The organism is Citricoccus sp. GCM10030269, assembly GCF_042665635.1.
GTDB lineage: Bacteria > Actinomycetota > Actinomycetes > Actinomycetales > Micrococcaceae > Citricoccus.
Genome location: NZ_JBHTCV010000002.1, coordinates 320,472 through 346,755, shown reverse-complemented (window position 1 = coordinate 346,755; position 26,284 = coordinate 320,472). Strand labels below are relative to the sequence as shown.

Sequence of the window (26,284 nt, the reverse complement as noted above, 5' to 3'; positions counted from 1 at the left end):
GTGCCTCTTTCTCCTCGGCTCAGTCCCCGACGTTCAGGCTCACGGTGGACAGGTCGTACCACTGCTGACTGGGTGAGACGAACCCTTCAACCCGGGGGGCCAGAATGTACGGGGCCGTGTCATGAACGATCGGCAAGTAGGCCATGTCCTTGGCGACGATGTCGTGGGCTTCGAGCCAGTACTCCTCAGCTTCGTCCTCGTCGAGGGAACTCTCCGCGGCCTCCATGACCTCGTCCAGATCGTCGTTGGCGTAGCCACCGACATTCATGCCATTCGGGGCGATCTGGCTGGAGTGCAGCATGCGATAGATCCAGAAAGGACTGGCCAGCCCCCAGGACATCTGCATCATTCCGGCGTCTCCGATGCCTCCCGTGTACCGGTTGAGATAGGAGACCCACTCCATGGTCTCGATCTCAGCGTGGATTCCGACCGCTTCGAGATTCTGTTGGATGTATTCGGCCATCGGAGCGGGAATCATCTGGCCCGATCCGTCGACCGACGTCATCAGCGTGAAGCTGAGCCCGTCCTCATAGCCGGCCTCAGCCAAGAGTCTCTTGGCGAGCTCCGGATCGTACCGGTATTCGTCGCGCTCGGTGACGGGCAAACCGGAGGATCGCGGCTGGACATCAGTGGCTGGAATTGCCGTTCCCTGCAACAGGTCATCAGCCAGCCCTTCTCGGTCGATCGCGTGGCTGATCGCCTGGCGAACCTTGAGATTGCCCAGGGCCTCGTCCTCCTGGTTGAACACGAAGAACCAGACGTGTGGCGGTTGACCTGAGGAGAGTTTGTATCCGTCATCCAGGAGGCCTTTGATGCTGTCCGGATGAGGGACGGCGATCATGTCGACCTCATCATTGCGCAACGCCGACGTCCGGCTCGAAGCGTCGGGGATGGGGCGGAAAGTCACTCCGTCGAGCTTCGCCGGCTCTCCCCAGTAGTCATCGTTGCGGACCAGGTCGACGCGCTCGCCTCGAACGTGATCCTCGAAGACAAAGGCGCCGGTGCCAACAGGGTGTTCGCCGATGTCCTGACCGTACTGCTCAACAGACGCCGGACTCATCAGGTAGGTGGGACCTTGGGCGATCATGCTGAGGAACTCAGAGAAGGGCTGGCTCAGGGTGAGTACGATTTCGTGGTCACCGGTCACCTCGAGGTCCTCGAGGTATTGCCAGATGTAGAGGTTCTGGCCACCGGCTGCCGTGTCGTAGTACTCGAAATCCTGATCCCACATGCGCCGGATGTTGAACTCCACGGCCTCCGCATCGAAGTCCGTCCCGTCATGGAACGTCACGCCTTCGCGGAGATGGAAGGTGTACACCGTCCCGTCCTCGGAGATCTTCCAGTCCTCTGCCAAGCCACCGACGAGAGGGGATTGGGCCGCGTCTTCAGACGGCACACTCAGGTCCTCAGTGACCAGACGGTCGAAGATCTGCTGGTTGATGCGCGTGCTGACCCACCCGCTCCCGAGCCCCTGCGGGTCGAACGCGGTGACGTCGGATTCGATGCCGATCACCAGGTGCTGGCCGCCGTTGCCTCCGACTCCGGCACCGGCCACCGTCTGTCCACCGCAGCCGCTCAGGACCAAGAGCGCCACTATGGCTGTGGCGACGGCCCGAACGCCAGTGCGCCAACCGCGTGAGTTCTTCACCGAACCACGTCCTCTCCTCGATGCTGTGCGAGTGCCCCCGGGTCTCCCGGAGGATGGCGACAACGCTATGGCTCGTTAGTTTCAGGAGAGATCACGCCAGGTAACGCCGTAATTACGCCGCGAGCACCGCAGAGAATCCGCAGGATTGCGGGAGGGACGGCATGACAACGCCGGTCATCGCCCGGCGCACACTGACTAGAGCGGGGCGGCTACGGGCGCGAGTGGCGCACGCGGGAGAACGCGGCGATGCGCCGGGGAATACTGCGGATGACCGCGAAATCGAACGGGATCTCGCCGACGTCGTAGGCGATCTGTTCCATGACGGTCAGCGGTTCTCCGGCATCGATCCCGAGTAACTCGGCATCCATCTCATCGGCCTGAACCGCCTCGATGATCAACTTCGATTCGCCGACGTCGATGCCGACATCCTTGAACATGCGGTAGAGGTCGATCTTGAACATCGACGCATCCAACAGCTTCGCGTGGGATTCCGCAATGTAATTGGTCGCGTATCCGAGTTGAACGCCTTCGAACCACAGAATGTAGTCGAACTGGAGCACCTGAGCACGCTCGGGGAGCCCCAAGGCGTGCGCAATGGGAGGAGCCGCGGGGACATACTCCCAAGCGAGAAGCTGGGGATGCATGTTCCCCGCCCAGATACCGCCTTGTGTCGGCTGCCGAACTCCCCCACTCTCGGCAATGTCGGACCTGAAGCGGTGGCCGTTGGGAAATGTTCCCAAGCGCTGTCGCCTCACTACTACGCCTTCGTCGCTGAGGAGGCTGAGGGCGTCTCGGACCACGGCGCGGGACACCTCGAGGTCCTGTTGCAGGTAGTCCTCCGTGGGCAGACTGCCAAAATGGACATAGTCGCTGGACAGCACCTCTGAGCGCAGCAGGTCTCTCACCCGTCGGGTGTCGTCTTGTTTACGCTGCCCACGGGAACGTTCAGCGGCCATGTCCACAGTGTGCCTTAACCACGTCAGCACTACCTCAGGAAATGGCCACGCGCATCAGGACAGGACGGGAGCCGTCGGCTCTTCTGGCAGTCGCCACAGCTCTGCCTCCTCCAGCACCGCTCCGGCGCGATACAGCGTGGACTCGTCGAAGGACTGGCCGATCAGCTGCAGGCCCACGGGAAGGCCGTGATCTCCGGAGCCGGTGGGAACCGTCAATGCCGGGTGACCGGTCAGATCGGTCGCACAGGTGTTCAGCACTGACGGCCCGCCGAGCCGTGGCAGCATTCCTGTGAACGAGTGCCGTTCTCGGCTGAGCTTCGGGGCCACGACGGGAACCGTGGGCGTCAGCAGGGCTGCGCGATCATGCAGGGCCGCATCCACCTGCTGACCCAACTCGAGCCGGAGATTGTGCGCCTTGGCGTAGTGCACGCCCAGGTACTCCTCGCGCATGTGCTCACCCAACAAGAAAGACAGGCGCGATTGCACAGCCAAGTCGTTGAAGCTGGTCCGGACCTGCGTCGCCATCGCCGCCGTCATAGCGGGATCGATCCGGCCCTTATGGAAGTAGCCGGCACCGCCCGAGTCGGCCATGGCCCGCAAAGTGAACGAGAGAATCGCGCTCTCGATAGACCAAGCCGAGCCCCACAGGGGCACCGAGACGCGCTCGATCACGGCACCGTGCGACTCGAGCACTCGCAGACCCTCGTTGAAGGCGGACAGCACGTCCGGCGTCGTGCCGTTGGGTTCGAGGGATTCCTCGACGACGGCGAAGCGCAGTCCCTGAACGCCCTCGTCCAACTGCTCGGTGAAGGAGCCCGGCTCCGGCACGCCGCGAGTCCACTGTGGGTCTCGCCAGTCCGGTCCGGCCAGCACCTCCAGGACTCGGGCGTTGAGCTCGATATCGCGAGTCAAGGGACCGATGTGGTCGAGGGTGTGGTCGAAATACGTGAGGCCGTAGGTCGGCACCAGGCCGTGGGTTGCCTTCATGCCGACCAGTCCGCACATGGCAGAGGGGATCCGCACGCTGCCGGCCTCGTCGGCGCCAAGGGAGAAGTCCACCATGCCGGCTGCCACCGCCGCCGCGGACCCGGTCGAGGACCCGCCCGTGCCGTGATCGGGATTCGTGGGATTCAGAGCGGGACCGTAGACGCTGCCCTCACCGGTCCCCATGGCCATGTCCTCCAGATTGTTCTTGCCCACGATGGTGGCGCCGGCAGCCAGGATCCGCTCGACCACCACGGCGTCATCCCCGGGGACGGCCGTCGGCTGCATGCGCGAACCGTTGGTGGTGGGCATCCCCGCGATCGCGATGCAGTCCTTGATCGACGCGGTCAGTCCCGCCAGCGATCCGTCCGTGGCCCCCTCCACGCGGCAGAAGCGGATGAACGCGTTGAAGGGGTCTTCCTCCAGCGTCGGTTCGCGACCGACGTCACGCGTGGTGAACGCGGTGCCGGGGGCCGGCGGCTGGGGGAGTTCATCGATCTCGTCGAAGGCCGTGATCATCTCTGCCATGATTGGCGCCAGTTCGTCCGCGAGTGCGTCGTCGAGAGTGAAATGCAGGCGCTCGGCGTACTCCTGCAGCTGCTGTGCGGTGGCTGGCCGGACATGTCCGTAGGGGCGGTTGCGACGCATGGGGTTCCTCCGTACTGATCCACGCTGGAGATCTCTGTGCTCTGACACACCTTGTCACAGGCGGGAGAGACGGGCACGAGCTCCGCAGTGTGTCGACAGTCCGCCGGTTCTAGCGGACCCCGGTCACCCGATGTCGTAAGGCCACGGCTCCCCCGGTGAATCGCCGCTCATCGGTCAGCTCCAGGTCCAGGCCGAGCCCGTCGGGGAACACCGGCAACCCGCCGCCGATGACGATGGGCAGCAGGACCTGGTCGACGACGTCGACCAACCCGGCCCGCAGGGCATGGGCGGCCAGGGTGGGTCCGCCGATGACAAGATGCCCCGGTTCGGAGCGTTTGAACTCCCGCACGGCCTCGGGATCGAATCGGCGTTCCAGGCGAGTGCGGCGGGTTTTCGCCGCGGGCAGAGACTCCGAGTAGACGATCTTGTCCGCGTCCTGCCACAGGTCCGCGAACTCCGCGGACTGGGGCGAGTTCTCGGCCAGAGAGGGGTCCGTCTCCCAGGGGACCATCAGGTCATAGGTGCGTCGACCATAGAGGTGCAGGGACACACCGTTCAGCACGTCATTGGCGTACTGGTGAATCTCCGCGTCTGGCATGGCCCAGGTGAAGTCCCCGTCCCGGTCGGCGATATAGCCGTCCAGAGAACCGATGGTGGAGTACGTCAGCCGTCCCATGACTCACTGCGCCGTCGGCTCATACGCCGCGTAGGTGATGCCGCCCGCGAAGGCCTGGGATTCGACGCGGCGTAGCGGAGTCCCGTGATGGTCGTCGGGGAACAAGCTGCGACCCCGGCCCTGCCAGTGGGGATAAACGAACATTCTGTACAGATCCACCAGTCCTGCGGTGATCAGCGCGTGACTCAACTGAATGCTGCCGGTGACGACCACGTCCTGCCCCGGCTCACGGCGCAGCTCGCGGACGGCCTCGAGCGGGTCGTCGGAGATGATCGTGGTGTTCTCCCACTGAGGATCCGTCAGGGTCGAGGACACCACGCGCTTGTCCGCTCGGTTGAGGCTCTCGGCCACGCCGGTGGTGTCGTCATCCACGTGCGCAGGCCAATAGCCGCGGAAGGCCTCGAACGTCTGCCGTCCCAGCAGCAATACGTCTTCCTGTTCGGTCTGCCGCATCATCTCGGCGGCCAGATCCTCGTCCTGAGCGGCGGGATCGAACCAGTCATCCAACATCTCGATCCGACCGTCCACGGTCATGTTCTGAGTGATCACGATTCGCATGGTGTTTCCTTCCGGCGAGGTCTCACCACCGTAGGACCGCCCTGACCGTTCGCGCGTCTCCGATCCTGCGCTGCCCTTCCCTAGGCCTGCCGCAGGATGGCCGCCACCGTGTCATCACTGACGGGTGAGAAGTCGGAATAGTGCTCACCCACGGACCGGAAGTAGCGCGGCGTGGCCAGCACGACGACGTCGTCGGCCTCGCCGTTCGCCAGAATCTGCTCGACGGTGTCCCGGGCGGCGACCGAAACCGCCAGCACCACGTGCTCTGCCCCCGCCTTTCGGGCCAACTGGCACGCGACGCGCGCCGTGGCACCCGTGGCCATGCCGTCGTCGACGATCACCGCCGTCTTCCGAGCCAAGTCCACCGGTTCGCGGCCGGCCCGGAACTGTGCGGACCGACGCTCCAGGGTCTCCTGCTCCTGGCGTTCCACGGCCTCGAGTTGGTCCGGGGTCACGGCGAAATGGCGCACGATGGATTCGTCCAACACGCGTGCTCCGCGCTCGCCAAGCGCGCCCATGGCCAGTTCCGGATGAACGGGCACACCCAGCTTGCGGACCATGATCACGTCCAGCGGGGCGCCCAATTGCCGGGCCACCACCTCGGCGACCGGTACGCCGCCCCGCGGCAGACCCAACACCACCAGCTTCCCGGGGCTATTCCCGACGTCGGCCGGCGCCAGCTCTTCCAGGCGGCCGGCGAGCTCGCGGCCCAGTCGCTGCCCCGCCTCGTATCGGTCCAGGAACTCGGCCATCGTCGCGTGCTCCCTCCTCCGTGGCGCTGCTGCGTCCCGGCTGCCTCTCGGGTCCCATCAGTTGTCGGATCCCACCCAGTGTTCAGCGCCAACACTGGGGCCAGATCCGACAACTGATTCTCGACTACCGCCCATACCAGCGGGCGATGTCCTCCGGCTCGGGCCAACCGGCGTAGGCCTCGCCTTGTGGCCAGCCCTCCGGCGAGTCCTGCCAGTGCTCCTGGCGACCATAAGGCAGCAGATCGACCAGGGGGAAGATGTGCGTGACCTGCTCCACGCCGCGTCCGTCGGTATGCCAGGTCCGGTACACGTCCTCGCCGTCGCGCAGGAAAACGTTCAGGGCGAAACCACCGTGCGGCGGAGCACCGACGTCGGCCCCGAAAGCGCTGTTCGCTGTGGAGTACCAGGCCATCTGGTTCCCCACGCGATTGCGGTAGGCGAGCGCCTCGTCGATGGGCCCCTGGGTGACGATGACAAAGCGGGCGTCGTAGTTTCCGAGAAAGTCCAGACGAGTGAACTGCGAGGAGAAGTACGTGCATCCGCCGCATTGGAACTCTTCGCCGGGATGCCACATGTGGTTGTAGACGATGAGCTGGTGGTGGCCCTCGAACATGTCGACCAAGCGGATCGGACCGAAGGCGCCCTCCAGCGTGTACTCGGGCATCTTCACCATCGGCAGCCGCCGGCGCTGCGCGGCGATGGCGTCGAGTTCACGCGTGGCGGCCTTTTCGCGCCGGCGCAACTCAGCCAATTCGGCCTGCCACGTCTGTTCGTCAACGACTCGTGGCAGAGCCGGTGCGGGATCATCGTGAGAATCGTCGCGAGTGAGATCTGGGATGGTCATGACACACCTCCAAGGGAAGGATTCGAGCCCAGTAGGGGCTTCCACTGGTCTTGATGGTGGTGTCACGGTAGGCCGAACCAGATGTGGCTGTCCCCTCCGAAACTGCGCATTCTGCGGACTCGCCAGCCGAACCGACTCTGAAGACCCCAGCGACAAAACCGGCTACATTCGTCTCTTGAGGAGCCCCTGCGCATCGGAGCATCAGCCATGTCATACCCACCCCATCAGCCAGAGCACCCGGGGGAGGATCGGCCTGAGTGGTATCAGTCCCCGTCAGGCCCGACCACGCCTCCCGAGTCTCAGTATCAGCAGCCGCCCTATCCGCCGCAGCAGCAGTACCCGTACCAGCAGAGCCCGTACCAGCAGGGCCCGTACCAGCAATACCCGTACCAGCAGCCACAGCAATACCCGTACCAACAGCAACCGGGCATGTACGATCAGCACCGGCAACCGGGACAGCCCTACCCACAGTTCGCGCCGGCGTACTCCGAACCCGGGATGGAGCAGCGCAAGCCGCACAGCCATGGGTTCGCCACGGTCGGCTGGATCCTGACGGTTCTCTTCGGCCTGGTCTTCATCCTGTTCTTCTTCGCGGGCGTGTCCGCTTTCAATGACAACGCCTCGGCCTCCGAGTCAGGCGCGTACAACTTCGGAGTCTTCCTCGGGTTCTTCCTCCTGCTGCTGGCGCCCGCGTTGCCGATCCTCCTCGGAATCCGCCTCATTCGTCAGCCCAAGCGCCAGCCGCCCATCCGCTAGCCGGTACGCGTTAGCCGGTACGTAGGACATGACTAGTCCCGGGCGGGCGGGCACCCACTGCGGGTCTGTTCACCCGGATGACACCGGGATGTCGCACAACTTTGCCTCCGAGGTCCAGTATCGATGGAATCAGCAGAGACATCTCAGTGGTCCCTGCGGCGATCTCGACGGAAAGGTACTTCAGGCATGGAGAGCATGGAGAACACAGACAAGGTCAACGCCATGGACAAAGAGATCGATTTCGGCTGGTTCATCCCCACGATGGGCGACACCTCACGCATCGGTGACGACTCCGCCACCACACCACCCAGTCTCGAACTGTTCACGCACATCGCCCGGACGGCCGAGGACGCCGGTTTCACCTATCTGCTCGTGCCCGTGATGCCCGAATGCCATGAGGCCTACATCTCCTGCGCCATGGTCTCGGCGCAGACCTCGAAGATCGACATGCTGGTGGCCGCCCGTGCCGGGTTCATCGCCCCGCCGGTGATGGCCAAGATGCTCTCCACCTTCGACCAGCTCTCCGGCGGCCGACTGCGGGTCAATCTCATCACGGGAGGCGACTCGGACGAGATGGCCGCTGACGGCATGTTCTACAACCACGACGAGCGGTATGACGTGCTGACGGAGACAGTCGAGATCCTCAAGGACGCCTGGACCCGCGATGAGCCGTTCGACGTGGACGGAACCTACTTCACCGCTCGCGGCGTCAATGTCCAGCCGAAGCCGGTGCAGAAGCCCCATCCGCCGTTCTACCTGGGTGGCATGTCTCCGGCGGCGCGCGAGTTGTGTGCCACCCATGCCGACGTGCATCTGTTCTGGGGCGACAGCCCCGCCAACATCGCCACCAACGTCCAGGACATGACCGCCCGCGCCGCTGCCAAGGGACGGACCCTGGATTTCGGCATGCGTCTGCAGGTGATCGTGCGCGAAACCGAAGAAGAAGCCTGGGCCGCCGCGGAGAACCTCATCTCCTACGCCTCAGAGGAGCACAAGGAATCCGTCAAGGGACGGTGGAGCGAGTCCAAGGCGAATGACCGCATGAAGGAGCTCGCCCAGGCCGATGGCCACATGGTGGCTGAGAACCTCTGGAGTGGGATCGCCACCGTCCGCCACGGAGCCGGCATCGCGATCGTCGGCAATCCCGAGCAGGTCGCGGGCAAGATCGGCGAGTTCGTCGACGCCGGCTGCTCCAGCTTCTGCCTCTCCGGCTACCCGCACGCCGAGGAGGCCGAGCGCTTCGGCCGCCTCGTCATGCCGCTGCTGCGAGCGCGCTTCCCCGTCAAGGGCGCCGGTTCCAGCCCCGAAGAGCCCCTCCAGCCCACGACGCCGGCCCTCACCCTGGCCCCCTCCCTCCCTTAATCCAACCCCCCACCCCAAACGCACTTTGCGGGCAGAACGAACCGGTTCGTTCTGCCCGCAAAACGCGGGGTTGGGCGGGGCGGGAGAGGAGGAGCGGGAGAGTAGGCGTGAAAGAGCGGGAGTGGAAGCGGGAGCCCCTCTAGACTTCTGTACCGGGCCCCACACTCCCGCGTCACGCCGCAGCGGAGCACTGCGCCGGAAGCCGCCCGCGCGCTTTCCCGTGCTGGCCGTGTGCCTGGCTGCGCTGTCCGTGGCCCTCGGGTGGGTGGGGTACCAGCAGGTCACCGCTCAGCCCACGGAACCCATCACCTTCGTCGTGGACGAGGGACTGCCCTACGGCATCACGCAGGAATCCGTGGAGGCGGCAGCTGAAGGGGTCGCGCTGGGATATCAGCCCTTCACCATGCATGTGGTGGAGCGTGAACTGGAATGGGAAGAGACCAACCACCACGAGATCGGCGACGCGGACCTGATCCTCTCCGTCGGCGACGATGCCGATGATCCGGACCTGCCGATCCCGGACAGCAGCCGGGTCGCCTTCGCCGTTGAGGACGACGACGTGTGGCGCGACGCCGCACAGATCCGCGGCACATTCGTCAACAACCGCACCCTCGGTCACGGGCCGAGCGCGGTGGTGGGCGCGGCCCTGACGGCCTCGAATCTGAGGTTCGACGACGGCGTGGGTTCCCCGGTCTTGTGGGGGTCGTTGGCCGCGTTGCCGATGTTCGCCGCCATCCTGGCCATGTTCGCCTGGCTCCGCCGGCGCCGGATCGAGCACGCCCGGTATCGGGAGTTCTCTGAGGCACAGCTGCGATTGGCACGCTCGGTCCTCGAATTGGAGACCGTGAAGGCCCGGGTTGATCTCACCGAGGCGGTACTGTCCGAGGCGGAAGCCGAGGACGCATCATCCAGTTCAGGAGCTTCCGCTTCGCCCGCCCACACCCTGCAGCGCGATTGGGCCCTGATCCGGGAATTGAGTCTCGACCTGGCCCGTGAAGAGCAGGCCCTCCTCCGCGAACTCGACGACGCCGCCCTGCGTGACTTCGCCGCGGACACTCTGGACCTCCAACACCGCACCGATGCCGTGTCTGAGGCCGCAGAAGTCCATTCCGGGCATGCCGGATCCCGCTCCGTGCTGGACCGTCTGGCTTTGCCCCTGCTGCACTCGATCGACGACGTCCTGGCCCACCGCAGCAGGTTTCCCGCTGAGGCACAGGAACTGGAGACGCACCGTGCCCGGCTGTTGTCGATCGCCCAAGAGGTCGCGTCCGACGTCGGGTCCGCCGGTTTGGTGGCGAATCACCGGGAGGTGCTGGAGCGCTGGGACTCGGTCGAGCAGGACATCCGCACGATCGCCGCGAGGATCTCCCGGCGGGTGTCGAAGCCGAAGCGCAGCGCCGGCACCGCAGACACAATCGCCCTCAACGACGCCGTCGAGGAACGGGCCAGCCGTCGCGTCTCGGCAGCGACTGCGGGGGCCACGGATTCTTTTCGCCAGCTTCGCGCCTCACTCGGCCTCGGCCACGGCTCGGAGCTGGGGCCTCTGCAGGCCACCGAGCGGGCCCTGGAACTCCTGGAACGTCTGGACGACCAACCGGCCCGGGTTGCAGACGTTCCCACGACGAAGCGTGGAATCTCCTGGGGGACGGCAGCGGTGCTGCTTCCGGTGCTGCTCGGACTCGCCGCCGGCTGGGTCGCCGTCGGGCAATCCGACTCCAACACGGCCTATGGCCGGACCCTCACCGGGGACCAACCGCTGGCGGAGCTCCGGGTGTACGGCGACCCGGCGCGGATTCCCGACCTCAAGGATCCCCTCGAGGGAGAACCTTCGAACGCCCAGACCCTGGACCTGCAGTACGTCCGGAGCAGGATGCAACGCTCGGTCGAGTTCAGCGACACCACGGCTTTGCTTCCCGATCGACTCGAGTTGACCGTAGCCCTGCTGCCGATCGACGAGTACGCCGAATACCAGCCTCATCCCGAGTATGACGAGCGCCTCTGGATCGATTACTGGGAGATGCTCGAGGCCCAGCGAAAGCTCAAGCACGATGTGGCGCAGCAGTATCCGCAGGTGCTCGATGCCGAGACCGGAGAAGTCGCCCGGGGCCAGGGCATCCTACCGATCTGGCTGTTGCCGGACGGCAACTACGCCATCGGTTACACCCTCACCGGCGAGATCAGTTCCGGGGTGGACAGTCGCATGGGGGCCTATTATTTCAATGCCACGGAACCCCGCGTGATCGGCCGGGACGACTTCGACATCCCGGTGGGCGACCTCATCGCCTACGACCTCGGTGATCTGGGACGGGCCATGGAATACAACCACCAGGAGCTGTCCCACGTCAGTCCGGGCGCCCTTTTCTGGATCGTCGCGGTCAGCGTCTGGACCGGTGCGCAGACCCTGATCCTCCTCGGGGTGGCCGTTGCTGAGGCCGGACGCCGCCGTGCGGGGACCGTCGCCTCACGGCGCCAGTTGGCCTCCTTGCGCGCCGACCTGGAGTCCCTGGCCCTCGGACTGGATCTGTCCCGGCTGGACATGGTGGCGGTCCTGGGATTGGACTCGCCCACCGACGGCCGGGCCGAGCAGGCCGAGCAGCGACTCTACGAGATGGGCTTGGTCACCGCGTGGCGAGAGGTCCAGGCGCTGGAGAACCTGCCGCGACGCGAACAGCGGGGGGAAGCCTGGCAGTCCCGGATACGCCACGTCCAGCATCTGGTGGAGACACTCACCACCCGGGATGCGGACGTCTCCCGCCGTGCCGATGAGATGGCCCGCGTTCAGCGCCTCAGTTGATCCCGGTGACGGACACCGGATCTGGACAGCGGGGCTCACTAGACCACAGGCTGGCAGCAGTACTCGACCGCGCACGGGAGGTTTCGGATCCATGACGTCGCTTTGGTTGGACACGCACCCGGTCACCGCAGCCGCTGCGGCAGAGCCGGGCGAGTCGGTGGAGGGCCGGCACTTCGACACCGTCGTGGCCGGAGCCGGGCTCACCGGCCTGGTCACCGCGGTCCTGTTGGCCCGTTCCGGACAGAAGGTCGCCGTGCTGGAGGCCCGCTCCGTCGGCGCCGTCACCACGGGGCACACCACTGCGAAGGTCAGCGTGCTGCAGGGCACCACGCTCTCCCAGATCCGCCGCCACCAAACCGATACGGTGCTGCAGGCCTATGTGGACGGCAACCGTGAGGGCCAAGCGTGGCTGCTCCGCCTGCTCGACGAGCGGTCCGTTCCCTACCAGCGACGTGCCGCCTACACCTACGCCCTCACCGAACAGGGTGCTGCCGCCCTCCGCAAAGAACAGGAGGCCGCCCGAGCAGCAGAACTGCCGGTCAGCTGGACCGACGAGACCGAGTTGCCGTTCCCGGTCGCCGGTGCGATCGCCCTGGAGAATCAGGCCCAGATCCATCCGCTGCAAGTCCTGGGCGCCCTGACAGAGGAGTTCGTCGAACGCGGCGGGACGCTGATCGAAGGAGTCCGCGTCACCGGCGCCGGACTCGGATCACCTCTCTCCGTGAAGACCACTCGCGGCAGCGTCCGTGCCGATCATCTGGTGCTGGCCACGGGCACGCCCGTCCTCGACCGCGGCGGATACTTCGCCAAGCTCCTCCCCCAGCGGTCTTACGTTCAGGCCTACCGGCGGCCCGAGCCGGACGGCTCCATCCCCCAGGGCATGTACCTCAGCGCCGACGCTCCGCACCGTTCACTGCGCACAGTTCCGGTCCACGGCGAAGAGCTATTGCTGGTCGGCGGCAATGGACACGTGGTGGGCCGCCACGGATCCACCCGCGCGGCGTTCGACGATCTTGAGCGCTGGACCCAGATGCACTTTCCCGGCGTTCAGCGCACCCACTCCTGGTCCGCCCAGGACTATCGCTCGGCCAACTTCATCCCGTTCTTCGGCACCCTGCCCCGCGGCGGGGGCGGCATCTATGTGGCCACCGGCTACAACAAATGGGGCATGACCAATGCCGTGGCCGCAGCCCTGGCCATCAGTGGGGAGATGCTCGGCGGTCAGCTGCCCTGGGCCACGACCCTCGGCCGCCGCTTGACCACACCGTCCGATCTGATGACCGGACTGAAAGACAATCTCGCCGTGGGTGCCCACTTGGCCGCCGGTTGGGCCTCCGCCGAACTGCAGACCGTGCCCGACGAGCCCCCGGAGGAGGGCCAGGGACTCGTCGGCCGCCAGAACGGCAGACCCGTGGGAGTCTCCACGGTGGACGGCACCACGTGCCGGGTGTCCGCGGTCTGTCCTCACATGGGCGGAGTGCTCCGGTGGAACGGCGCGGAGCAATCATGGGACTGTCCACTGCACGGCTCCCGCTTCTCCGCGGAGGGCACTCTGCTGGAAGGTCCGGCGGTGAAGGGACTCTCCCGCGCCGGGGATTCGGCGCAGAGCTGAGTCAAGGCGACCTGACGGCCACCGACAACCCCACAACACCCCACCACGACGTCGGCCCCCGCCCCCGGAAGGGGCGAGGGCCGGCGTCGTGCGTTTGGCCTGGACTGAGCCGACGGGAGACTCAGATCAGTACCGCGCCGCGGTGCCCATCATGTTGTAAGGGCTGTAGTCCACGTCGGTGATGGTGACACCGACCGAGGGGTTGCGGGCGTGGGCGATCTGGCCATCGCCGATGTAGACGGCCACGTGGTAGATGCCCGAGGCCGATCCATTGTTGGACCAGAACACCAGGTCACCGACCTGCAGGTCGTCCAGCCCCACGTACTCGCTCGCGCCGGCGTACTGGGCCGAGGTGGTCCGCGGGATGTCGACGCCGGCCTGGGCGAAGGCGCTCTGGGTGAAGCCGGAGCAGTCGAAGCCGTTCGGGCCGTTGCCGCCGTAGGTGTAGTAGCTGGAGGAGTCGCTGGCGGTGGCGGCGGCCCACTGTGCGGCGTCGGCCTGCCACCCGCTGCCGTAACCACCATCGCTGGTGTAGGACGCGAGCTGGTACTCAGTCTCGTTGGAGGCGGTCGAGGCGGCTGAATCGCCGGCATAGTCCGTGGAGGACGACGCATAGCCGGCCGACCCCGTGTAACCGGAGGAGTACGTGGAGCCGGAGCCGGCTGACTCGCCCTCGTAGCTCCAGTCCTGGTAGGTCGATGCGGACTGGCCGCCATCGTTGGCGGAAGCAGGAGCGACGCCGGACACGGCGGCACCCACGGCAGCGGTCACGCCCAGTGCCCCCACGGCGAGGGAGCGACGGCGGCGAGCGCGGCGGCTCAGCTTCTCGGCGGCGAGACGGTCATGACGGGTGGAATAGTTCATCAGTTCGTACCTTGTTCGATGTCGATGTGCACACGGCGGTCCCCGGAACCTCGGGACGTCAGACGCCCACGAGCTTCCGTGGGGGTTATCGGACCGTTACCCCAAGGTACACGGTTGTTATCAAACCGCAACCTTATGGGGGCCTGAAGGTCGCCTGAACGCGAACTGAGGGGTCAATTCGCGCCGTGAGTGCATCCACACTACAGCATTCTGTTATGAACTCGTGACCGTACTTCCCGGCGTGGCTGCCTTGGTGGTCCCCAGGGTCCGCCAGTACCGATAGCAGACATAGAGATCCCACAGCGCCACGAGCCAGATCACCACCAGATAGAGCACATCCACCCAGTCGGTCAGACCGGAGGTCTGCATGATGCCGGAGTCGATGGCCGGGTCGATGATCTCCTGGGTGATCACGGCCATCGTGAGGAAGAGCGCCGCAGCCACATCCAGTACCACTCGAGCCACGATCTGGGCCCGAGAAACAGCTCCGCGCACGATGGTCCAGACCGCCAGGGCGGCCACCAGGGCCAGCAATACGTAGTAGGCGGGTAGCCAGAAGGCCCAGAGCGCCGGGTTGAGGAACGATCCACCATCGTTCAGGTGCCCCACGTAGAGGAACGAAGTGGGAATCACCGGCAGCAGCGCCATGAAGGCGACGAACACCAGGCTGACCACGGCCTCTGATCGTGCCTCGCGGGCGTTGACGATCTCCAACTCCAGCTCGTCGACACTCCATCGCCGGCCAGCATCCTTCGCCAGTTTCCCGCGATCTCGTGGCGAGGCCACCCGTTCGAACACCCAGAAGAACGCCGTCACAGCGCCCAGCGCGATGAACACGGCGTTGATCATCGGTCCGATGACCGCGCCAATCATGGCGCCGAGCTCCGCTTCGGCCTCCGTGGCGGTGTACACCACGATGTTGGCCACCAGGGAGATCAGCAGCACGACGGGAATCAGCCATCGCAGGGTCCGCAGGTAGACCGGATAGAGTTCCGGACCGATCAGGTAGTTCGGCGTGTTGCGGTATTTCGCGGCCAACTGGGAGGGATCTCCCAATTCTTCCAGGACCTCCCGTTCAGCGCCGGCACCCGTACCGGTGGCCAGACGTTCGTCCAACATGTCCGAGATCAGTGCCGAGAGTTCGCGCTGGATGTCAGCGCGCTGGCCCTCGGGCAGGTGCGAGACCACCTGGTCGATGTATCGAGCGGTCAGGGAGCTCATCAGGAGGGTTCCTTCCAGAGTGCGGCCATGCTGGCCGAGAGTCGTGTCCATTCATCCCGAAGCTCGTCGGCCATGGTGGCTCCGTCCTCGGTGAGGCTGTAGTACTTGCGCGGACGGGATTCGTCCGTGTTCCACTCCGCCTTCAGCAACCCCTGCCCTTCCAGGCGGCGCAGCAGGGGATAGAGGGTGTTGGCTTCGGCGTCCAGCCCGACCGCGGCGAGGTACTCCAGCAGCGCGTAGCCATAACGGGGTGTCCGGCAGGCCACCAGGCACGCCACCACGAGGGTGCCGCGCCGCAGCTCCTGCCGATGCGTCGCGAGAGAGGACGCCAGTTCTTCGTTCATGACCCACACGTTAGTGTGTTGCACACACTATTGCAACAGGCTGGGGTGTCGTGCCGCGAAAGCAATACTTCTGCAGCGGTTGGTGTTAACCCCGGCATGACCCCTCCGACCCCACCGAACGCACCAGCTTCAGTGACCCCTCCGAGCCCACTGGGCCAGTCGCGCCCGACCGTGTCCATCCTCGACCGCGCCAACTCCCTGACCGAGGCCACCGAGCCCGAGGTGCTCGAAGGGGTCATCGCGCGGGCCCAGCGCGCGGAACGACTCGGCTATCACCGCTTCTGGGTGGCTGAACACCATGGCGTTCCGGGCATCGCCGGTTCCACTCCCACGCTGCTGATGACGGCGATCGCGGCACGGACGGACCGCATCCGGGTCGGCTCCGGAGGGGTCATGCTGCCCAATCACCAACCGTTGGTGGTGGCCGAACAGACGGCCACTCTCGAGGCGCTGTTTCCGGGACGGATCGATCTGGGTCTGGGACGCTCCGTGGGGTTCACTCCGGCCGTGCGCCACGCCCTGCGCCGGGACAAGGACGCCGCGAAGCAATTCCCCGAGGACCTCGCCGAGCTGTTGCGATTCCTCAACGGAACGGGGCCCTTCACCGCCCGGCCGCGGAACCACGCCGCCACGCCGCTGTTCGTCCTGGCGACCGGGCAGGGACTGAGGTGGGCCGCCCAGGCGGGGCTGGCCGTCGTCGTGGGCGGGCCGACGGTGTCTCAGCGCGACGGCGTGTCTCAGCACGAGGGCGCCTCCGAGCACGAGGGGATCGCTCGTTACCGGGAGGAGTTCCGACCCTCACAGTGGTATCCCGAGCCCTACGTCATCGTCTCGGCGAATCTGGCCGTCGCGGACACTCGGGAGGCGGCTCGTGACCTGCTGCTGCCGGAAGCGTGGGCCCTGGCGCAGTCGCGCGTCATGGGCGAGTTCCGCCCGCTGGAGCCCGTGGACCACATCAAGGCACGGCTCGACGACGGCGGCCTCACCGAGCGCGCACGGCAGCGCGTCACGGACTCCCTCGCCACCTCGATCTATGGAACCGCCGAGGAGGTCAGGGCAGAGGTCGACTCACTGATGTCCTTCACCGGGGCGGACGAGCTGCTCATCACCGGCGGGATGAGCGACCTCGAAGGCCAGCGGCGCTCGGACGAGCTGATGGCCGACCTGATGAATCCGGAGGCAAAGTCGGTAGTGAAGGCGGATTCACGAATGCCCTAGACTGCCGTATCAACACGGGAGTCCGGTGAGCCGGGCTGAGAGGAAACTTCTCAAGTTTCGACCGTCGAACCTGATCTGGATCATGCCAGCGCAGGGACGTTGAGCGAAGAAATTCCCGTGCCCCGTTAATCACCACGAAGGGCGCGACCATGCAGACACCCATCCCCACCGCCATCGAGAGCACCGCTTTCGATCCCACTCCTCAGGAGTTCGGCGTCGGTGCACGATTCACCCTGTCCGTCATGTCGGACGACTACGTCCAGATCATCCTGGACGCCCTCGGCCAAGCCGATCCCACCGGTGTGGACGTCACCACCGGCGTCGTCAGCACCTACGTCTCCGGTGCCGAACAAGACGTGCTTCGCTACGTGAGCCAGGTGATCGCGGCGGCCGCCTGCACCGGGGCCCACGTCTCCGCCGCCGTGCATCTCTCCCGCGGCTGCCCTGGCGGAGTGACGTGCGAGATTCCCGACGGCGGCGCGGCCCTCGTCTCCGAGGTCCCCACCCTGGAGCCCGCGGGCGTGAGCTGCGTGGCCGACTGGGCGCTGTACCCCCTCGCCGATGCTGGCACGGCCCGCGCCGGTGGCGACCACATGCGGGACATCTACGCGGCCATCGACCATGCGCGTTCCACCGGGGTCGAGGTCGAGTCCGATCACTACGTCACGCGGTTGTCCGGCGATCTCGCCCAAGTGCTGGAGACCATCGCCGCCGGTTGGGTGTTGACCGGCCGCACGGTCCAGCACGTCACCACGCACGCGACGCTGTCCCTGAACAGCCCCAGCGCGCGCTGAGCGGGAGGAGACCAACCGTGATGTCATCAGTCCACGGGCACCCGACTGCCCGCACCCGCCCCTCCTGGGCCCTGAAGGATCTCGTCCTGCTCGTCGTGCTGGGAGTGGTCTTCGGCTTCCTGTACTGGGTCTTCGTCCAGGCCTGGACCGCACTGCGGCTGGCCATGGGACCGGCCGGAGACCTCTCCGAACATTTCCTGGCCGGCAGCTGGCTGCTGGTCGCCCCCATCGCCATCGCGATCGTCCAACGGCCGTTCGCCGGCGTCATCGCCGAGGTCCTGGCCTCCGTGATCGAGGTCGTGTTCCTCGGCTCGGCCGTGGGACCGCTGCTGTTCGTCGCCGCCGCCATCCAGGGCATCGGCAGCGAGATCCCCTTCGCGCTCACGCGCTACCGCAACTACAGCTGGCTCATCTACGCCCTGTCCGGGCTACTCGGGGCGGGACTGGTGTTCTTCTACTCGGCACTGCGTTCGGGATGGTACGGCCAGGACCTGTTCATGATCCGGTTGATCATCCAGGTGATCTCGGGCCTGGTCATCGGCGGACTCCTGGCCAAGGTCATCGTCGACGGCCTGGCCCGCACCGGCGTCGTGGACAACTTCGCCATCGGACAGGCCCGCTTGACCGATCACCGTGACGCACGCTGACCCCCAGGTTCCCGACGCCGGCCCCGTCCTACGGCTTGAGGACGTCTCCGTCCTCGTCCCGCGCCGGGAGAAGCCGATCCTGCGCGAGGTCACGGTGAGCCTGGACCCAGGCGAGCACCTCGTGGTGTTCGGGGCTTCGGGCTCCGGCAAGTCGACGCTGTTGCAGGTGATCTCCGGCGTGATCCCGCACTCCGTGACCGCCTCCCTGACGGGCACGGTCATGGTCAAGGGCCAACTGACCAATGACACCCCAGTAGTGGAACTGTCACGCTTCATCGGCACGCTGTCCCAGGATCCGTCCTCGGGAGTGTGTCTGCCGGACGTGGAGCAGGAGTTGGCTCTGCCCCTGGAGAACCACGCGGTGCCGCCAGAACAGATGTCCGAGCGGATCGACCGTGCCCTCGCCTCGGTGGGGGCGCTAGAGCTTCGTGGCCGACGCACCGATGAGCTCTCCGGCGGTGAGTCTCAGCGCGTCGCCCTGGCCGCAGCGCTGATCACGGGTCCGGAGCTGCTGTTGCTGGATGAGCCCACCTCCATGCTGGACCCGGCCGGGGTGAGCTCCGTACGCGACGCGATCGAGGCGGCCACTCGAGACCATGATCCGGCCGTGGTGCTGGTGGAGCACCGACTGGACGACTACGCCGGCGCCGCCGGCATCGCCGCCCTGCCGCAGCGCGCCATCGTGCTGGACGACGACGGCCACGTCCTGGCCGAGGGCTCCACACCCGAGGTGCTCGCCACGGAGGCCGAGCGACTGCATCGAGCCGGATGCTGGCTGCCGCTCGAGACCGAGTTGCAGGCGGTCACCGGCCGGGGCGGCGGGTTGGACGAGCCGCGAGTGCGCGACGCGCTACGTGAACTGGCCGACGGATCCACGGAAACCACCCCCACAGACGGGGACACGGGCCTCTCGGCGGAGGGGCTGGACGTCGCCCGCGATGCACGCCGCGGCCCCGTGCTCATCAAAGGCGCCTCATTCGCGCTGCGCACGGGCGAGATCACGGCACTGCTCGGAGCCAACGGCGCGGGAAAGTCCTCGCTGCTGCTGACGCTGGCCGGCTTGCTGCCCCCGGCGGCGGGAACGGTCACCGGGGCGCGCCCCGGCATGGTGTTCCAGAATCCCGAGCACCAGTTCGTGGCCCATACCGTCCGGCAGGAAGTCGGCCACGGCCTGGGTCACGGCGCCGCCGACCGCGTAGAGCGGTTGCTGACCGAGCACCGCTTGGCGCACCTGGCCGAGCAGAGTCCGCACCGGCTCTCCGGGGGTGAGAAGCGTCGTCTGAGCGTGGCGGCCATGCTGGCCCATGACCGCCCGAGCCTCCTGGCCGACGAACCCACCTTCGGTCTGGACCGCAGGGACGCCCTGGCCACCCTGGCCGCTCTCCGCAGAGCGGCCGAGGACCGAGCCGTTCTGCTGTCGAGCCACGATCTGCGGACCGTGGCGTCCAGCACGGACCGGGCCCTGGTGATCGCGGACGGTCGCATCATCGCCGACGGACCTGTCCTGCAGGTGCTCCGCGACACCCAGATCCTCACCCGCGCCGGCCTGAGGCTGCCGCCCCTGCTGACCTGGTTGTTGGGAGAGTTCGAGGACACCGAGGTCCGGCAGGTCTTGCACCGTCTCGACGCCGCCGTCCCCGCCCCGCCCGTTGAATCGGAGCCCGGAGCGCCCGCAGCACCCGCAGCGCCCGCACCCCCCGCCAGGAACCGACCATGAGCGCGGCCCCCGAGAGTCCGCTGGCCCGGCGGAACCCCACGGTGAAGCTGGCGTTGTTGTTCGTGGTCTCGCTCGTGCTGGTCTTCATCTTCGATCCGGTGACGCCGGCCGTGCTCTATCTGCTCGCCCTGACCGCCGTGGCCGCCTCCACCAGGGTGGCCCCGACCACGTTGGCCCTGTTGCATATCCCGTTCATCGCCTTCGGACTGGGCCTGTTGCTGGTCAACGCGCTGAGTCGACCCGGGGAGGTGCTGTGGAGCGCCGGACCACTGAGAGTCACCGTCGAAGGACTGTCCGTCGGCGGCTCTCTGGCCTTGCGCACCCTGGTGATCGGGGTGCTGGCCATCGGGTTCACCCTCTCCACGGACGGGGTGAAGCTGATGCACAGCCTCCATCAGCAGGCCCGCCTCGGACCGCGGGTGACCTACGCCGTCCTGGCCGGATACCGGATGCTGCAGGAGATGCCGCGAGAATGGCGCACCATCCGCCAGGCCCATGCGGTGCGGGCGCCCCTGCGTGCGGACGGATCCCTGCCACGCAACCCCCGAGCCCTGGGTCGGGCTGCCTTCGGCCTGCTCGTGGTGGCCCTGCGCAAGGGAGAACGAATGGCCCAGTCCCTGGAGTCTCGAGGTCTGGGGCTGAGTCCCCGCACCACGTGGCGGACCGTGACCGTCACACCCGCCGACGGCTTCATGGCCGGTGGTGTGCTGGCCGTCCTGGCGGCCGTGCTGATCCTCAGCGGCATGCTGGGCTTCCTGGAAGGATTCGATGCGCTCGTCAACTGACACCATGCACCTGGTGGCGATGGTCAACCCGCCCACCAGCCAGTACTCGGAGAACTGGCGACACCCGCTCTCCCGCCAAGACTGGCTGAGCGCGGGCTTCTACACTGATCTGGCCCGGACCCTGGAACGCGGCTGCTTCGACATGCTCTTCCTGCCCGACGCCCTGGCCGTGCCCGAGGATCACGCCGGCTCCTACGACACCACGCTGCGCACGGGCGGCAAGGGATCGATCTACCTGGATCCGGTGGTGACACTGGCCACGGTGGCCTCCGCCACCACCCACCTGGGGCTCGGGGCCACGGTGTCCACCACGTTCACCCCGGCCTACCTCATCGCCCGCAAACTGCTCTCCCTCGATCATCTCTCCGGCGGCCGCGTGGCCTGGAACATCGTCACCTCCACCACCGACGCCGAGGCCCACAACTTCGGATTCGAGCACATCCCGCCCAAGGATGAGAGATACTCCCACGCGGACGAGGTGGTCCAGACTGTTCTGGATCTCTGGGAGGGGTGGCAACCCGACGCCCTCACCCTGGACGGCCCGTCTCGTCAGTTCGCCGACCCGGCGAAAGTCTCCCGGGTTCCCGACGGCGGCCGCGGACTGAGTCGTGGTCCCCTCACCTTGCCGCGCAGTCCGCAAGGTCGACCCGTCTTGATGCAGGCCGGCGCCTCGGACCGGGGATTGGATTTCGCCGCCCGCTGGGCCGACGTCGTATTCGCCGTGGCCGCCACCGCAGAGGACATGCGCGACCAGCGGCGAGAACTGCGGGCGCGTGCGGCGGCCGCCGGACGGGACCCGGACCGGGTGGCCTACCTGCCGGCGGTCCAGCCCGTGCTCGGGCCCACTCGCGCAGCGGCCCACTCCGCGCTGCAGGAACTCGTGGACATGCTGGACCTTGACGATGTGCTGGCCAAGCTCGCCCGGCTGTTGCATGCGGGGCCCGAGGAACTGGACCCAGACCTCAGTGCAGAGGACCTGCTGTTGCGCCACGCCGGGGCCACGGGCAGCGAGGGCTTCGAAAGGATGCTGCTGGACACCGCCCGCCGGGAACGGATGACCGTTCAAGACCTGGCCATCGGTCAGGCCCTCAGCCAACTGCACTATCAGCCAGTGAACAGCCCGGATGCCGTCGCGGAGGAACTCTGCGAGCTGTTCGACTCTGGTGCGGCAGACGGGTTCGTGGTGATGCCCGCGCTGTACCAGTCATCCCTCGAGCAGTTCGTCAACGGGGTGATTCCGGAACTCCAGCGCCGCGGGCGCTTCCGCCGATCATACGGATCAGCTGGACCGGCCGGCGCAGCCACCCTGCAGGAGCGCTTCCATCCTGCAGGGGGCTGAGCCGGAGCCTCAGGCCAGGGTGGCCTCCACCGTGACGTCCTTGACGCCGGCGAGCGCCTGGGACACGGGGCACTGATCCTTGGCCTGACCGGCGATGGTGGAGAAGTCCTCGGCCGAGAGGCCCTCCACCTGACCGTTGACCTTCAGGGCGATCGCCGTGATGCCGGCACCGACCTCGAAGGTGACCTCGGCCGTGGTGTTGAGCTGGGTGGGTGCCGTGCCGTTCTCCTTGAGCATGTTGGAGAACTGCATGGTGAAGCAGGTGGCGTGGGCCGCGGCGAGCAACTCTTCGGGATTGGTGGTGCCGCCGGCCTCTTCGGCGCGGGACTTCCAGTTCACGTCGAACGTGGCGGCGTGAGATGTCTCGAGAGCGGTGCTGCCGGATCCGGTGAACAGGTCACCGTTCCACTGAGTGCTGGCCTGGCTGACGATCGGTCGGGGCATGGTGACTCCTCAGAACTCGCATGAACGTCGTGGCACTGCCCCTCGAGGCGTGCCCGGTGGCGGTCGTGCCACCCAGTGGTCACCGTAGCCAGTACACCGCCGGAATGTCAGGGGTGCCGTTCGGCGACCACCACGTTGCCCACGGGGCTGCCGGTCTCGACGGCGGCGATCGCCTGTTCCGCCTCAGCCAGCGGCCAGGAGCCGGAGACCACGGGAGTGAACTGTCCCTCGGCCACCAGCTCGGCGACGCGGCCGAACACCTCCGTGGTGCGCCGGCGCGTCACCGGAGAGCCGCCCAGTTCTCGCACCAGGGACGCATCGGCCATACTCCGCACCTGGCCCGGTGTCCGCAGCAGCCCGACGCCGGCGCGCAGCACCTCTCCGCCAACCGTATCGATCACTCCGTCGACGCCGGCCGGGGCCAGTTCTCGGGCCCGCTCGGCCCAGTCCGGCCCCTTGAGCACGAGCTGGGCGCCGAGGTCCTCGACGATCGACCGCTTCTGCTCGGACGCCACTCCGAGGACCCGTAGACCCCGCAGCCGGGCGAGCCCGCACGCCGCGGTGCCGACACCACCACCGGCGCCGAGGACCAGCAGGGTGGAGCCCTCGGACAGGTCGAGTTCGTCCAGGGCGTCGAAGGCCGTGGCCACCGAGACGGGGATCGAGGCGGCCTGCTCGGCGGGCACCGTCGCCGGGCGCAGGGCCGTTCCGCCCGCGTCGAGCAGGACCAACTCCGCGAGCGCTCCGGTCCCGGCCGCCGTCGCGCCGAACACGGCGTCACCGGGGCAAAATCCGGTCACGCCCTCGCCGAGGGCGACCACGTTTCCGGCGGCCTCACGGCCCATCGCCATGGGGAACCGGACCTCGATCCGGCCCCGTCGATGCCCCGATCGCACCTTGATATCCGCCGGATTGACGCCGGCCGCCGAGAGGCGGATCAGCACCTGACCGGGGCCGGGCACCGGGTCGGGCACCTCCAGGTGCCGCATCACCTCGGGGCCGCCGTACTCCGTGAATCCGAACGCTCGCATGGGTCCAGTCAAGCAGCCCGGCAGCCGTTCCTCAGGGTTATTTCTCGGACGCGGCCTCGACGCCCAGGGCAGCAGCGTGGTCGCTGATGATGCGGGCCAGATCGAGGTCGCGGCTGGTGATGCCGCCGACGTCGTGGCTGGACAGGGTGACGCTCACGGACGGGTAGGTCAGGGTGAGGTCCGGGTGGTGATTGGCCTCTTCGGCCGAATTGCCGATCCGGTTCACCAAGTCCAGTCCGGTGGCGAACTTCTTGGTGCGGAACTCGGCCCGAAGAGTGCCGTCGGCCTCCTGCCAGTCGGTCAGTCCGGCGTCGGCGATCTCTGTGCTGGTCAGTTTCTGCTTCGGGTCACTCATGTCATCCATCCTCCCGTGTTGTGGAGCCGGTGGCCAGACTGAGCCACTGCTCCAGCGTGACATCATCGACGATCCCGTCCTCGGGAATCAGCCCGCCCGTGGCGATGGCCCGACCCATCAACGGGAGTTCGCCGATGGCCCGGGGGCGCTTTCCGGCGATGGATCCGCGAACCTCGAGGATTCTGCGGGCGATCTGGGCCGCCGTCGCGGTTTCCGGGCCACGGATGGTGAGTTCGCGCGTCCCGTCCGCTTGCCCCAAGCTCTGCTCGAGGAGGTCCGCGACCACGAGTCGGGCGACGGAGTCGGCGGCGACCGGTGCCATGCGCATGGTCGGGACCAGCGCGACCGGACCGAGGGCGGTGCGCCGGACGATGTCCTCCACCAATTCGAACCACTGGGTCGACTGGATGATCGTCAGCGGCAGTCCAGCCGACCGATAGGCCCGTTCTTGTGCGGCCTTGCCGCGGTAGTACCCGTATCCTCCGGCGACGGCAGGGTCCGAGACACCGGCGATCGAGACGCAGACGACCCGCTGCACTCCAGCCCGCCGAGCCGCGGCACTGACGTTGCCGGCCGTCGTCGTGAAGAACTCCACCGCCTTGAGGGTGCTGAGCGTCTCGATGTTGAGGCAGTCCACCACGGCGTCCGCCCCGGCGACGGCGCGGTCCAAACCCTCGCCGGTGACCGCGTCCACGCCCGTGGAGCGGCTGACGGGGACCACCTCGTGGCTGGCGGAGTGCAACCGTTCGACGAGGAGCGAGCCGATGGTTCCGGTGGCTCCGAGGACAACAACTTTCATGGCAGCCTCACACCCTCCGCCAGTCATGGCTGCTCAGGTGTGAGCCGGCCATCGGACCCATGGTGAGCATGCCGCCGTCGACGGCCCACGAGGCTCCGTTCACGTACCCCGCATCGGGGCCACACAGGAAGGCCACGGTCGCCGCGATCTCACGGGCGTCCCCGGGCCGGGCGACGGGAATCCCCGGGCGGTCCTTGTTCTGCAGGACGGACTCATCCTCCTGGCCGGTCATCGGCGTCGCGATCTCCCCCGGGGCCACGGCATTGACGGTGATGCCGTACTCGGCCAGCTCCAGGGCTGCCACCTTGACGAGCAGACCGAGCCCGCCCTTCGCCGCACAGTAGGGCCCTGCTCCCACTCGGGGAGCGTGCTCGTGGACCGAGGTGATGGCCACGATCCGGCCGCCCGTTCCCGCCTCGACCATGTGGCGAGAAGCGGCCTGCAGGCAGCAGAACGCGCCGTCCAGGTCCACGGAGAGAACCTCCCTCCACTTCTCGCACTCCAGGTCCAGGAGTCGAGTGGCCGAGCCGGTCCCGGAACTCATCACCAGGGTGTCGACGCCGCCCATGGTCTCGGTAAGTTCGTCCACCACATGGGTGCCCTGGGCCGGATCCGACAGATCGAGCTGTCGGACGTGGGCGGTGGCTCCGGTGGCACGGATCTCCTCGGCCGTGCCCTCAGCCCCGTCTTGGTCCTGATGCCAGGTGACGGCCACCTGACGTCCGGAGCCCGCGAGCGCGACGGCCGTCGCCCGACCGATGCCGGAATCCGCGCCGGTGACGATGATCCGTTGCGGCTCGAATCCCCGCTGAGATGCTGTCGGAGCGGGGGTCGCGGTCACCGGGAGACCAGCTTGAAGAAGGTGCTGTCGCTGCCATCCGACTTCTCCTGCTGGTACAGGAATGCCAGTCCCTCCTGGTCGAACTTGGCGAACCAGTCGTCCCAGCTGATGTGCTCGAGCTGGTCCTCGCCCGTGCCCCCGGGGAAGTCGATGCGCAGGACACCGGCGTCGTCGGAGCCTTCGGTGCCCTTGACGCTGGCGGGCTGGCCGTCGTGTTCCTCCACCCAGCGGCGGATCTCGTCGTGGTCGGTCGTCGTGGTGCTCGTCGATGCCATGGTGTTCCTCCCGGGGTCGT

At 67.0% G+C, this 26,284-nt stretch carries 26 protein-coding genes and 1 riboswitch; of the genes, 10 read left to right on the top strand and 16 right to left on the bottom strand.

The annotated features are described in order from the left end of the window. Window positions 1-19: 19 nt before the first annotated feature. The 7 genes from ACFQQD_RS04695 to ACFQQD_RS04665 all read right to left on the bottom strand — a co-directional run bounded on the left by ACFQQD_RS04695 (window position 20) and on the right by ACFQQD_RS04665 (window position 7,066). Window positions 20-1,648: an ABC transporter substrate-binding protein gene (locus ACFQQD_RS04695; RefSeq protein ID WP_378086729.1), complete on the bottom strand. Its 1,629-nt coding sequence runs from the start codon at window positions 1,646-1,648 to the stop codon at window positions 20-22. A 209-nt stretch (window positions 1,649-1,857) separates the two neighbouring features. After that, entirely contained in the window at window positions 1,858-2,604 is a 747-nt protein-coding gene (locus ACFQQD_RS04690) for a GntR family transcriptional regulator (protein ID WP_378086727.1), read from the bottom strand. A gap of 54 nt (window positions 2,605-2,658) precedes the next feature. Further along, a complete protein-coding gene (locus ACFQQD_RS04685) occupies window positions 2,659-4,236 on the bottom strand; it encodes an amidase family protein (protein WP_378086725.1) in 1,578 nt (525 codons plus the stop codon). Window positions 4,237-4,345: 109 nt separating this feature from the next. Beyond that, the gene (locus ACFQQD_RS04680) at window positions 4,346-4,912 is read right to left on the bottom strand and encodes a dihydrofolate reductase family protein (protein ID WP_378086723.1); all 567 of its coding nucleotides are present in this window, start codon (window positions 4,910-4,912) and stop codon (window positions 4,346-4,348) included. 3 nt (window positions 4,913-4,915) lie between these two features. Further along, window positions 4,916-5,470, bottom strand: coding sequence for a dihydrofolate reductase family protein (locus tag ACFQQD_RS04675; protein WP_378086721.1), 555 nt, complete (start codon window positions 5,468-5,470; stop codon window positions 4,916-4,918). 80 nt (window positions 5,471-5,550) lie between these two features. Next, entirely contained in the window at window positions 5,551-6,222 is a 672-nt protein-coding gene (locus tag ACFQQD_RS04670; RefSeq protein WP_378086719.1) for a phosphoribosyltransferase, read from the bottom strand. Between the two features lie 124 nt (window positions 6,223-6,346). Then, complete coding sequence (locus ACFQQD_RS04665) at window positions 6,347-7,066, bottom strand: DUF899 family protein (protein WP_378086717.1); 720 nt, start codon at window positions 7,064-7,066, stop codon at window positions 6,347-6,349. Between the two features lie 207 nt (window positions 7,067-7,273). Here ACFQQD_RS04665 and ACFQQD_RS04660 point away from each other — a divergent pair, with 207 nt between their 5' ends. From ACFQQD_RS04660 to ACFQQD_RS04645, 4 genes are all read left to right on the top strand, one after another. Next, window positions 7,274-7,822 carry a hypothetical protein gene (locus ACFQQD_RS04660; protein ID WP_378086715.1) on the top strand — a complete coding sequence of 183 codons (549 nt, stop codon included), beginning with the start codon at window positions 7,274-7,276 and terminating at the stop codon, window positions 7,820-7,822. Window positions 7,823-8,017: 195 nt separating this feature from the next. After that, on the top strand, window positions 8,018-9,184 hold the full coding sequence (locus ACFQQD_RS04655; RefSeq protein ID WP_378086713.1) for an LLM class flavin-dependent oxidoreductase: 1,167 nt from the start codon (window positions 8,018-8,020) through the stop codon (window positions 9,182-9,184). A gap of 121 nt (window positions 9,185-9,305) precedes the next feature. Further along, window positions 9,306-11,978: a hypothetical protein gene (locus tag ACFQQD_RS04650; RefSeq protein WP_378086711.1), complete on the top strand. Its 2,673-nt coding sequence runs from the start codon at window positions 9,306-9,308 to the stop codon at window positions 11,976-11,978. Between the two features lie 91 nt (window positions 11,979-12,069). Further along, the gene (locus ACFQQD_RS04645) at window positions 12,070-13,590 is read left to right on the top strand and encodes an FAD-dependent oxidoreductase (RefSeq protein WP_378086709.1); all 1,521 of its coding nucleotides are present in this window, start codon (window positions 12,070-12,072) and stop codon (window positions 13,588-13,590) included. Window positions 13,591-13,716: 126 nt separating this feature from the next. Here the strand turns inward: ACFQQD_RS04645 and ACFQQD_RS04640 are convergent, their stop codons facing one another. The 3 genes from ACFQQD_RS04640 to ACFQQD_RS04630 form a co-directional block, all read right to left on the bottom strand. Next, a complete protein-coding gene (locus tag ACFQQD_RS04640) occupies window positions 13,717-14,454 on the bottom strand; it encodes a C40 family peptidase (RefSeq protein WP_378086707.1) in 738 nt (245 codons plus the stop codon). A gap of 213 nt (window positions 14,455-14,667) precedes the next feature. Then, on the bottom strand, window positions 14,668-15,675 hold the full coding sequence (locus ACFQQD_RS04635; protein WP_378086705.1) for a hypothetical protein: 1,008 nt from the start codon (window positions 15,673-15,675) through the stop codon (window positions 14,668-14,670). Then, window positions 15,675-16,019, bottom strand: a complete 345-nt coding sequence (locus ACFQQD_RS04630; RefSeq protein ID WP_378086703.1) for a PadR family transcriptional regulator — start codon at window positions 16,017-16,019, stop codon at window positions 15,675-15,677. Before ACFQQD_RS04630 ends, ACFQQD_RS04635 begins: the two co-directional genes overlap by 1 nt. A gap of 171 nt (window positions 16,020-16,190) precedes the next feature. Here ACFQQD_RS04630 and ACFQQD_RS04625 point away from each other — a divergent pair, with 171 nt between their 5' ends. From ACFQQD_RS04625 to ACFQQD_RS04600, 6 genes are all read left to right on the top strand, one after another. Then, on the top strand, window positions 16,191-17,237 hold the full coding sequence (locus tag ACFQQD_RS04625) for an MsnO8 family LLM class oxidoreductase (RefSeq protein WP_378086701.1): 1,047 nt from the start codon (window positions 16,191-16,193) through the stop codon (window positions 17,235-17,237). Between the two features lie 4 nt (window positions 17,238-17,241). Next, window positions 17,242-17,352: riboswitch (TPP riboswitch) on the top strand. A gap of 34 nt (window positions 17,353-17,386) precedes the next feature. Then, complete coding sequence (locus ACFQQD_RS04620) at window positions 17,387-18,031, top strand: YkoF family thiamine/hydroxymethylpyrimidine-binding protein (protein WP_378086699.1); 645 nt, start codon at window positions 17,387-17,389, stop codon at window positions 18,029-18,031. 20 nt (window positions 18,032-18,051) lie between these two features. Beyond that, window positions 18,052-18,678, top strand: a complete 627-nt coding sequence (locus ACFQQD_RS04615) for an ECF transporter S component (RefSeq protein ID WP_378087520.1) — start codon at window positions 18,052-18,054, stop codon at window positions 18,676-18,678. Continuing rightward, window positions 18,665-20,395, top strand: a complete 1,731-nt coding sequence (locus ACFQQD_RS04610) for an ABC transporter ATP-binding protein (protein WP_378086697.1) — start codon at window positions 18,665-18,667, stop codon at window positions 20,393-20,395. Before ACFQQD_RS04615 ends, ACFQQD_RS04610 begins: the two co-directional genes overlap by 14 nt. Then, a complete protein-coding gene (locus ACFQQD_RS04605; protein WP_378086695.1) occupies window positions 20,392-21,180 on the top strand; it encodes an energy-coupling factor transporter transmembrane component T family protein in 789 nt (262 codons plus the stop codon). Before ACFQQD_RS04610 ends, ACFQQD_RS04605 begins: the two co-directional genes overlap by 4 nt. Continuing rightward, window positions 21,164-22,519 (top strand): NtaA/DmoA family FMN-dependent monooxygenase, encoded by a 1,356-nt coding sequence (locus ACFQQD_RS04600; RefSeq protein WP_378086693.1) that lies wholly within the window; start codon window positions 21,164-21,166, stop codon window positions 22,517-22,519. The genes ACFQQD_RS04605 and ACFQQD_RS04600 overlap by 17 nt, the downstream gene beginning before the upstream one ends. A 9-nt stretch (window positions 22,520-22,528) precedes the next feature. Here the strand turns inward: ACFQQD_RS04600 and ACFQQD_RS04595 are convergent, their stop codons facing one another. The 6 genes from ACFQQD_RS04595 to ACFQQD_RS04570 form a co-directional block, all read right to left on the bottom strand. After that, window positions 22,529-22,963 (bottom strand): OsmC family peroxiredoxin, encoded by a 435-nt coding sequence (locus tag ACFQQD_RS04595; protein WP_378086691.1) that lies wholly within the window; start codon window positions 22,961-22,963, stop codon window positions 22,529-22,531. A 107-nt stretch (window positions 22,964-23,070) separates the two neighbouring features. Further along, a complete protein-coding gene (locus ACFQQD_RS04590; protein WP_378086689.1) occupies window positions 23,071-23,994 on the bottom strand; it encodes an NADP-dependent oxidoreductase in 924 nt (307 codons plus the stop codon). Between the two features lie 37 nt (window positions 23,995-24,031). Next, complete coding sequence (locus ACFQQD_RS04585; protein ID WP_378086686.1) at window positions 24,032-24,349, bottom strand: 4a-hydroxytetrahydrobiopterin dehydratase; 318 nt, start codon at window positions 24,347-24,349, stop codon at window positions 24,032-24,034. Window position 24,350: 1 nt separating this feature from the next. Beyond that, the gene (locus ACFQQD_RS04580) at window positions 24,351-25,148 is read right to left on the bottom strand and encodes an SDR family oxidoreductase (protein WP_378086684.1); all 798 of its coding nucleotides are present in this window, start codon (window positions 25,146-25,148) and stop codon (window positions 24,351-24,353) included. Window positions 25,149-25,155: 7 nt separating this feature from the next. Further along, window positions 25,156-25,989, bottom strand: coding sequence for an SDR family oxidoreductase (locus tag ACFQQD_RS04575; RefSeq protein ID WP_378086682.1), 834 nt, complete (start codon window positions 25,987-25,989; stop codon window positions 25,156-25,158). Next, the gene (locus ACFQQD_RS04570; RefSeq protein WP_378086680.1) at window positions 25,986-26,264 is read right to left on the bottom strand and encodes a hypothetical protein; all 279 of its coding nucleotides are present in this window, start codon (window positions 26,262-26,264) and stop codon (window positions 25,986-25,988) included. Before ACFQQD_RS04570 ends, ACFQQD_RS04575 begins: the two co-directional genes overlap by 4 nt. Window positions 26,265-26,284 lie beyond the last annotated feature (20 nt).

What these genes read in the sequence shown, in the direction of transcription:
- ACFQQD_RS04660 (WP_378086715.1), top strand. Translation starts at nt 7,274, where the DNA reads ATGTCATACCCACCCCATCAGCCAGAGCACCCGGGGGAGGATCGGCCT.
- ACFQQD_RS04590 (WP_378086689.1), bottom strand. Translation starts at nt 23,994, where the DNA reads ATGCGAGCGTTCGGATTCACGGAGTACGGCGGCCCCGAGGTGATGCGG.
- ACFQQD_RS04595 (WP_378086691.1), bottom strand. Translation starts at nt 22,963, where the DNA reads ATGCCCCGACCGATCGTCAGCCAGGCCAGCACTCAGTGGAACGGTGAC.
- ACFQQD_RS04570 (WP_378086680.1), bottom strand. Translation starts at nt 26,264, where the DNA reads ATGGCATCGACGAGCACCACGACGACCGACCACGACGAGATCCGCCGC.
- ACFQQD_RS04645 (WP_378086709.1), top strand. Translation starts at nt 12,070, where the DNA reads ATGACGTCGCTTTGGTTGGACACGCACCCGGTCACCGCAGCCGCTGCG.
- ACFQQD_RS04665 (WP_378086717.1), bottom strand. Translation starts at nt 7,066, where the DNA reads ATGACCATCCCAGATCTCACTCGCGACGATTCTCACGATGATCCCGCA.
- ACFQQD_RS04600 (WP_378086693.1), top strand. Translation starts at nt 21,164, where the DNA reads ATGCGCTCGTCAACTGACACCATGCACCTGGTGGCGATGGTCAACCCG.
- ACFQQD_RS04615 (WP_378087520.1), top strand. Translation starts at nt 18,052, where the DNA reads ATGTCATCAGTCCACGGGCACCCGACTGCCCGCACCCGCCCCTCCTGG.
- ACFQQD_RS04635 (WP_378086705.1), bottom strand. Translation starts at nt 15,675, where the DNA reads ATGAGCTCCCTGACCGCTCGATACATCGACCAGGTGGTCTCGCACCTG.
- ACFQQD_RS04640 (WP_378086707.1), bottom strand. Translation starts at nt 14,454, where the DNA reads ATGAACTATTCCACCCGTCATGACCGTCTCGCCGCCGAGAAGCTGAGC.
- ACFQQD_RS04580 (WP_378086684.1), bottom strand. Translation starts at nt 25,148, where the DNA reads ATGAAAGTTGTTGTCCTCGGAGCCACCGGAACCATCGGCTCGCTCCTC.
- ACFQQD_RS04605 (WP_378086695.1), top strand. Translation starts at nt 20,392, where the DNA reads ATGAGCGCGGCCCCCGAGAGTCCGCTGGCCCGGCGGAACCCCACGGTG.
- ACFQQD_RS04680 (WP_378086723.1), bottom strand. Translation starts at nt 4,912, where the DNA reads ATGGGACGGCTGACGTACTCCACCATCGGTTCTCTGGACGGCTATATC.
- ACFQQD_RS04620 (WP_378086699.1), top strand. Translation starts at nt 17,387, where the DNA reads ATGCAGACACCCATCCCCACCGCCATCGAGAGCACCGCTTTCGATCCC.
- ACFQQD_RS04655 (WP_378086713.1), top strand. Translation starts at nt 8,018, where the DNA reads ATGGAGAACACAGACAAGGTCAACGCCATGGACAAAGAGATCGATTTC.
- ACFQQD_RS04675 (WP_378086721.1), bottom strand. Translation starts at nt 5,470, where the DNA reads ATGCGAATCGTGATCACTCAGAACATGACCGTGGACGGTCGGATCGAG.
- ACFQQD_RS04585 (WP_378086686.1), bottom strand. Translation starts at nt 24,349, where the DNA reads ATGAGTGACCCGAAGCAGAAACTGACCAGCACAGAGATCGCCGACGCC.
- ACFQQD_RS04685 (WP_378086725.1), bottom strand. Translation starts at nt 4,236, where the DNA reads ATGCGTCGCAACCGCCCCTACGGACATGTCCGGCCAGCCACCGCACAG.
- ACFQQD_RS04690 (WP_378086727.1), bottom strand. Translation starts at nt 2,604, where the DNA reads ATGGCCGCTGAACGTTCCCGTGGGCAGCGTAAACAAGACGACACCCGA.
- ACFQQD_RS04630 (WP_378086703.1), bottom strand. Translation starts at nt 16,019, where the DNA reads ATGAACGAAGAACTGGCGTCCTCTCTCGCGACGCATCGGCAGGAGCTG.
- ACFQQD_RS04670 (WP_378086719.1), bottom strand. Translation starts at nt 6,222, where the DNA reads ATGGCCGAGTTCCTGGACCGATACGAGGCGGGGCAGCGACTGGGCCGC.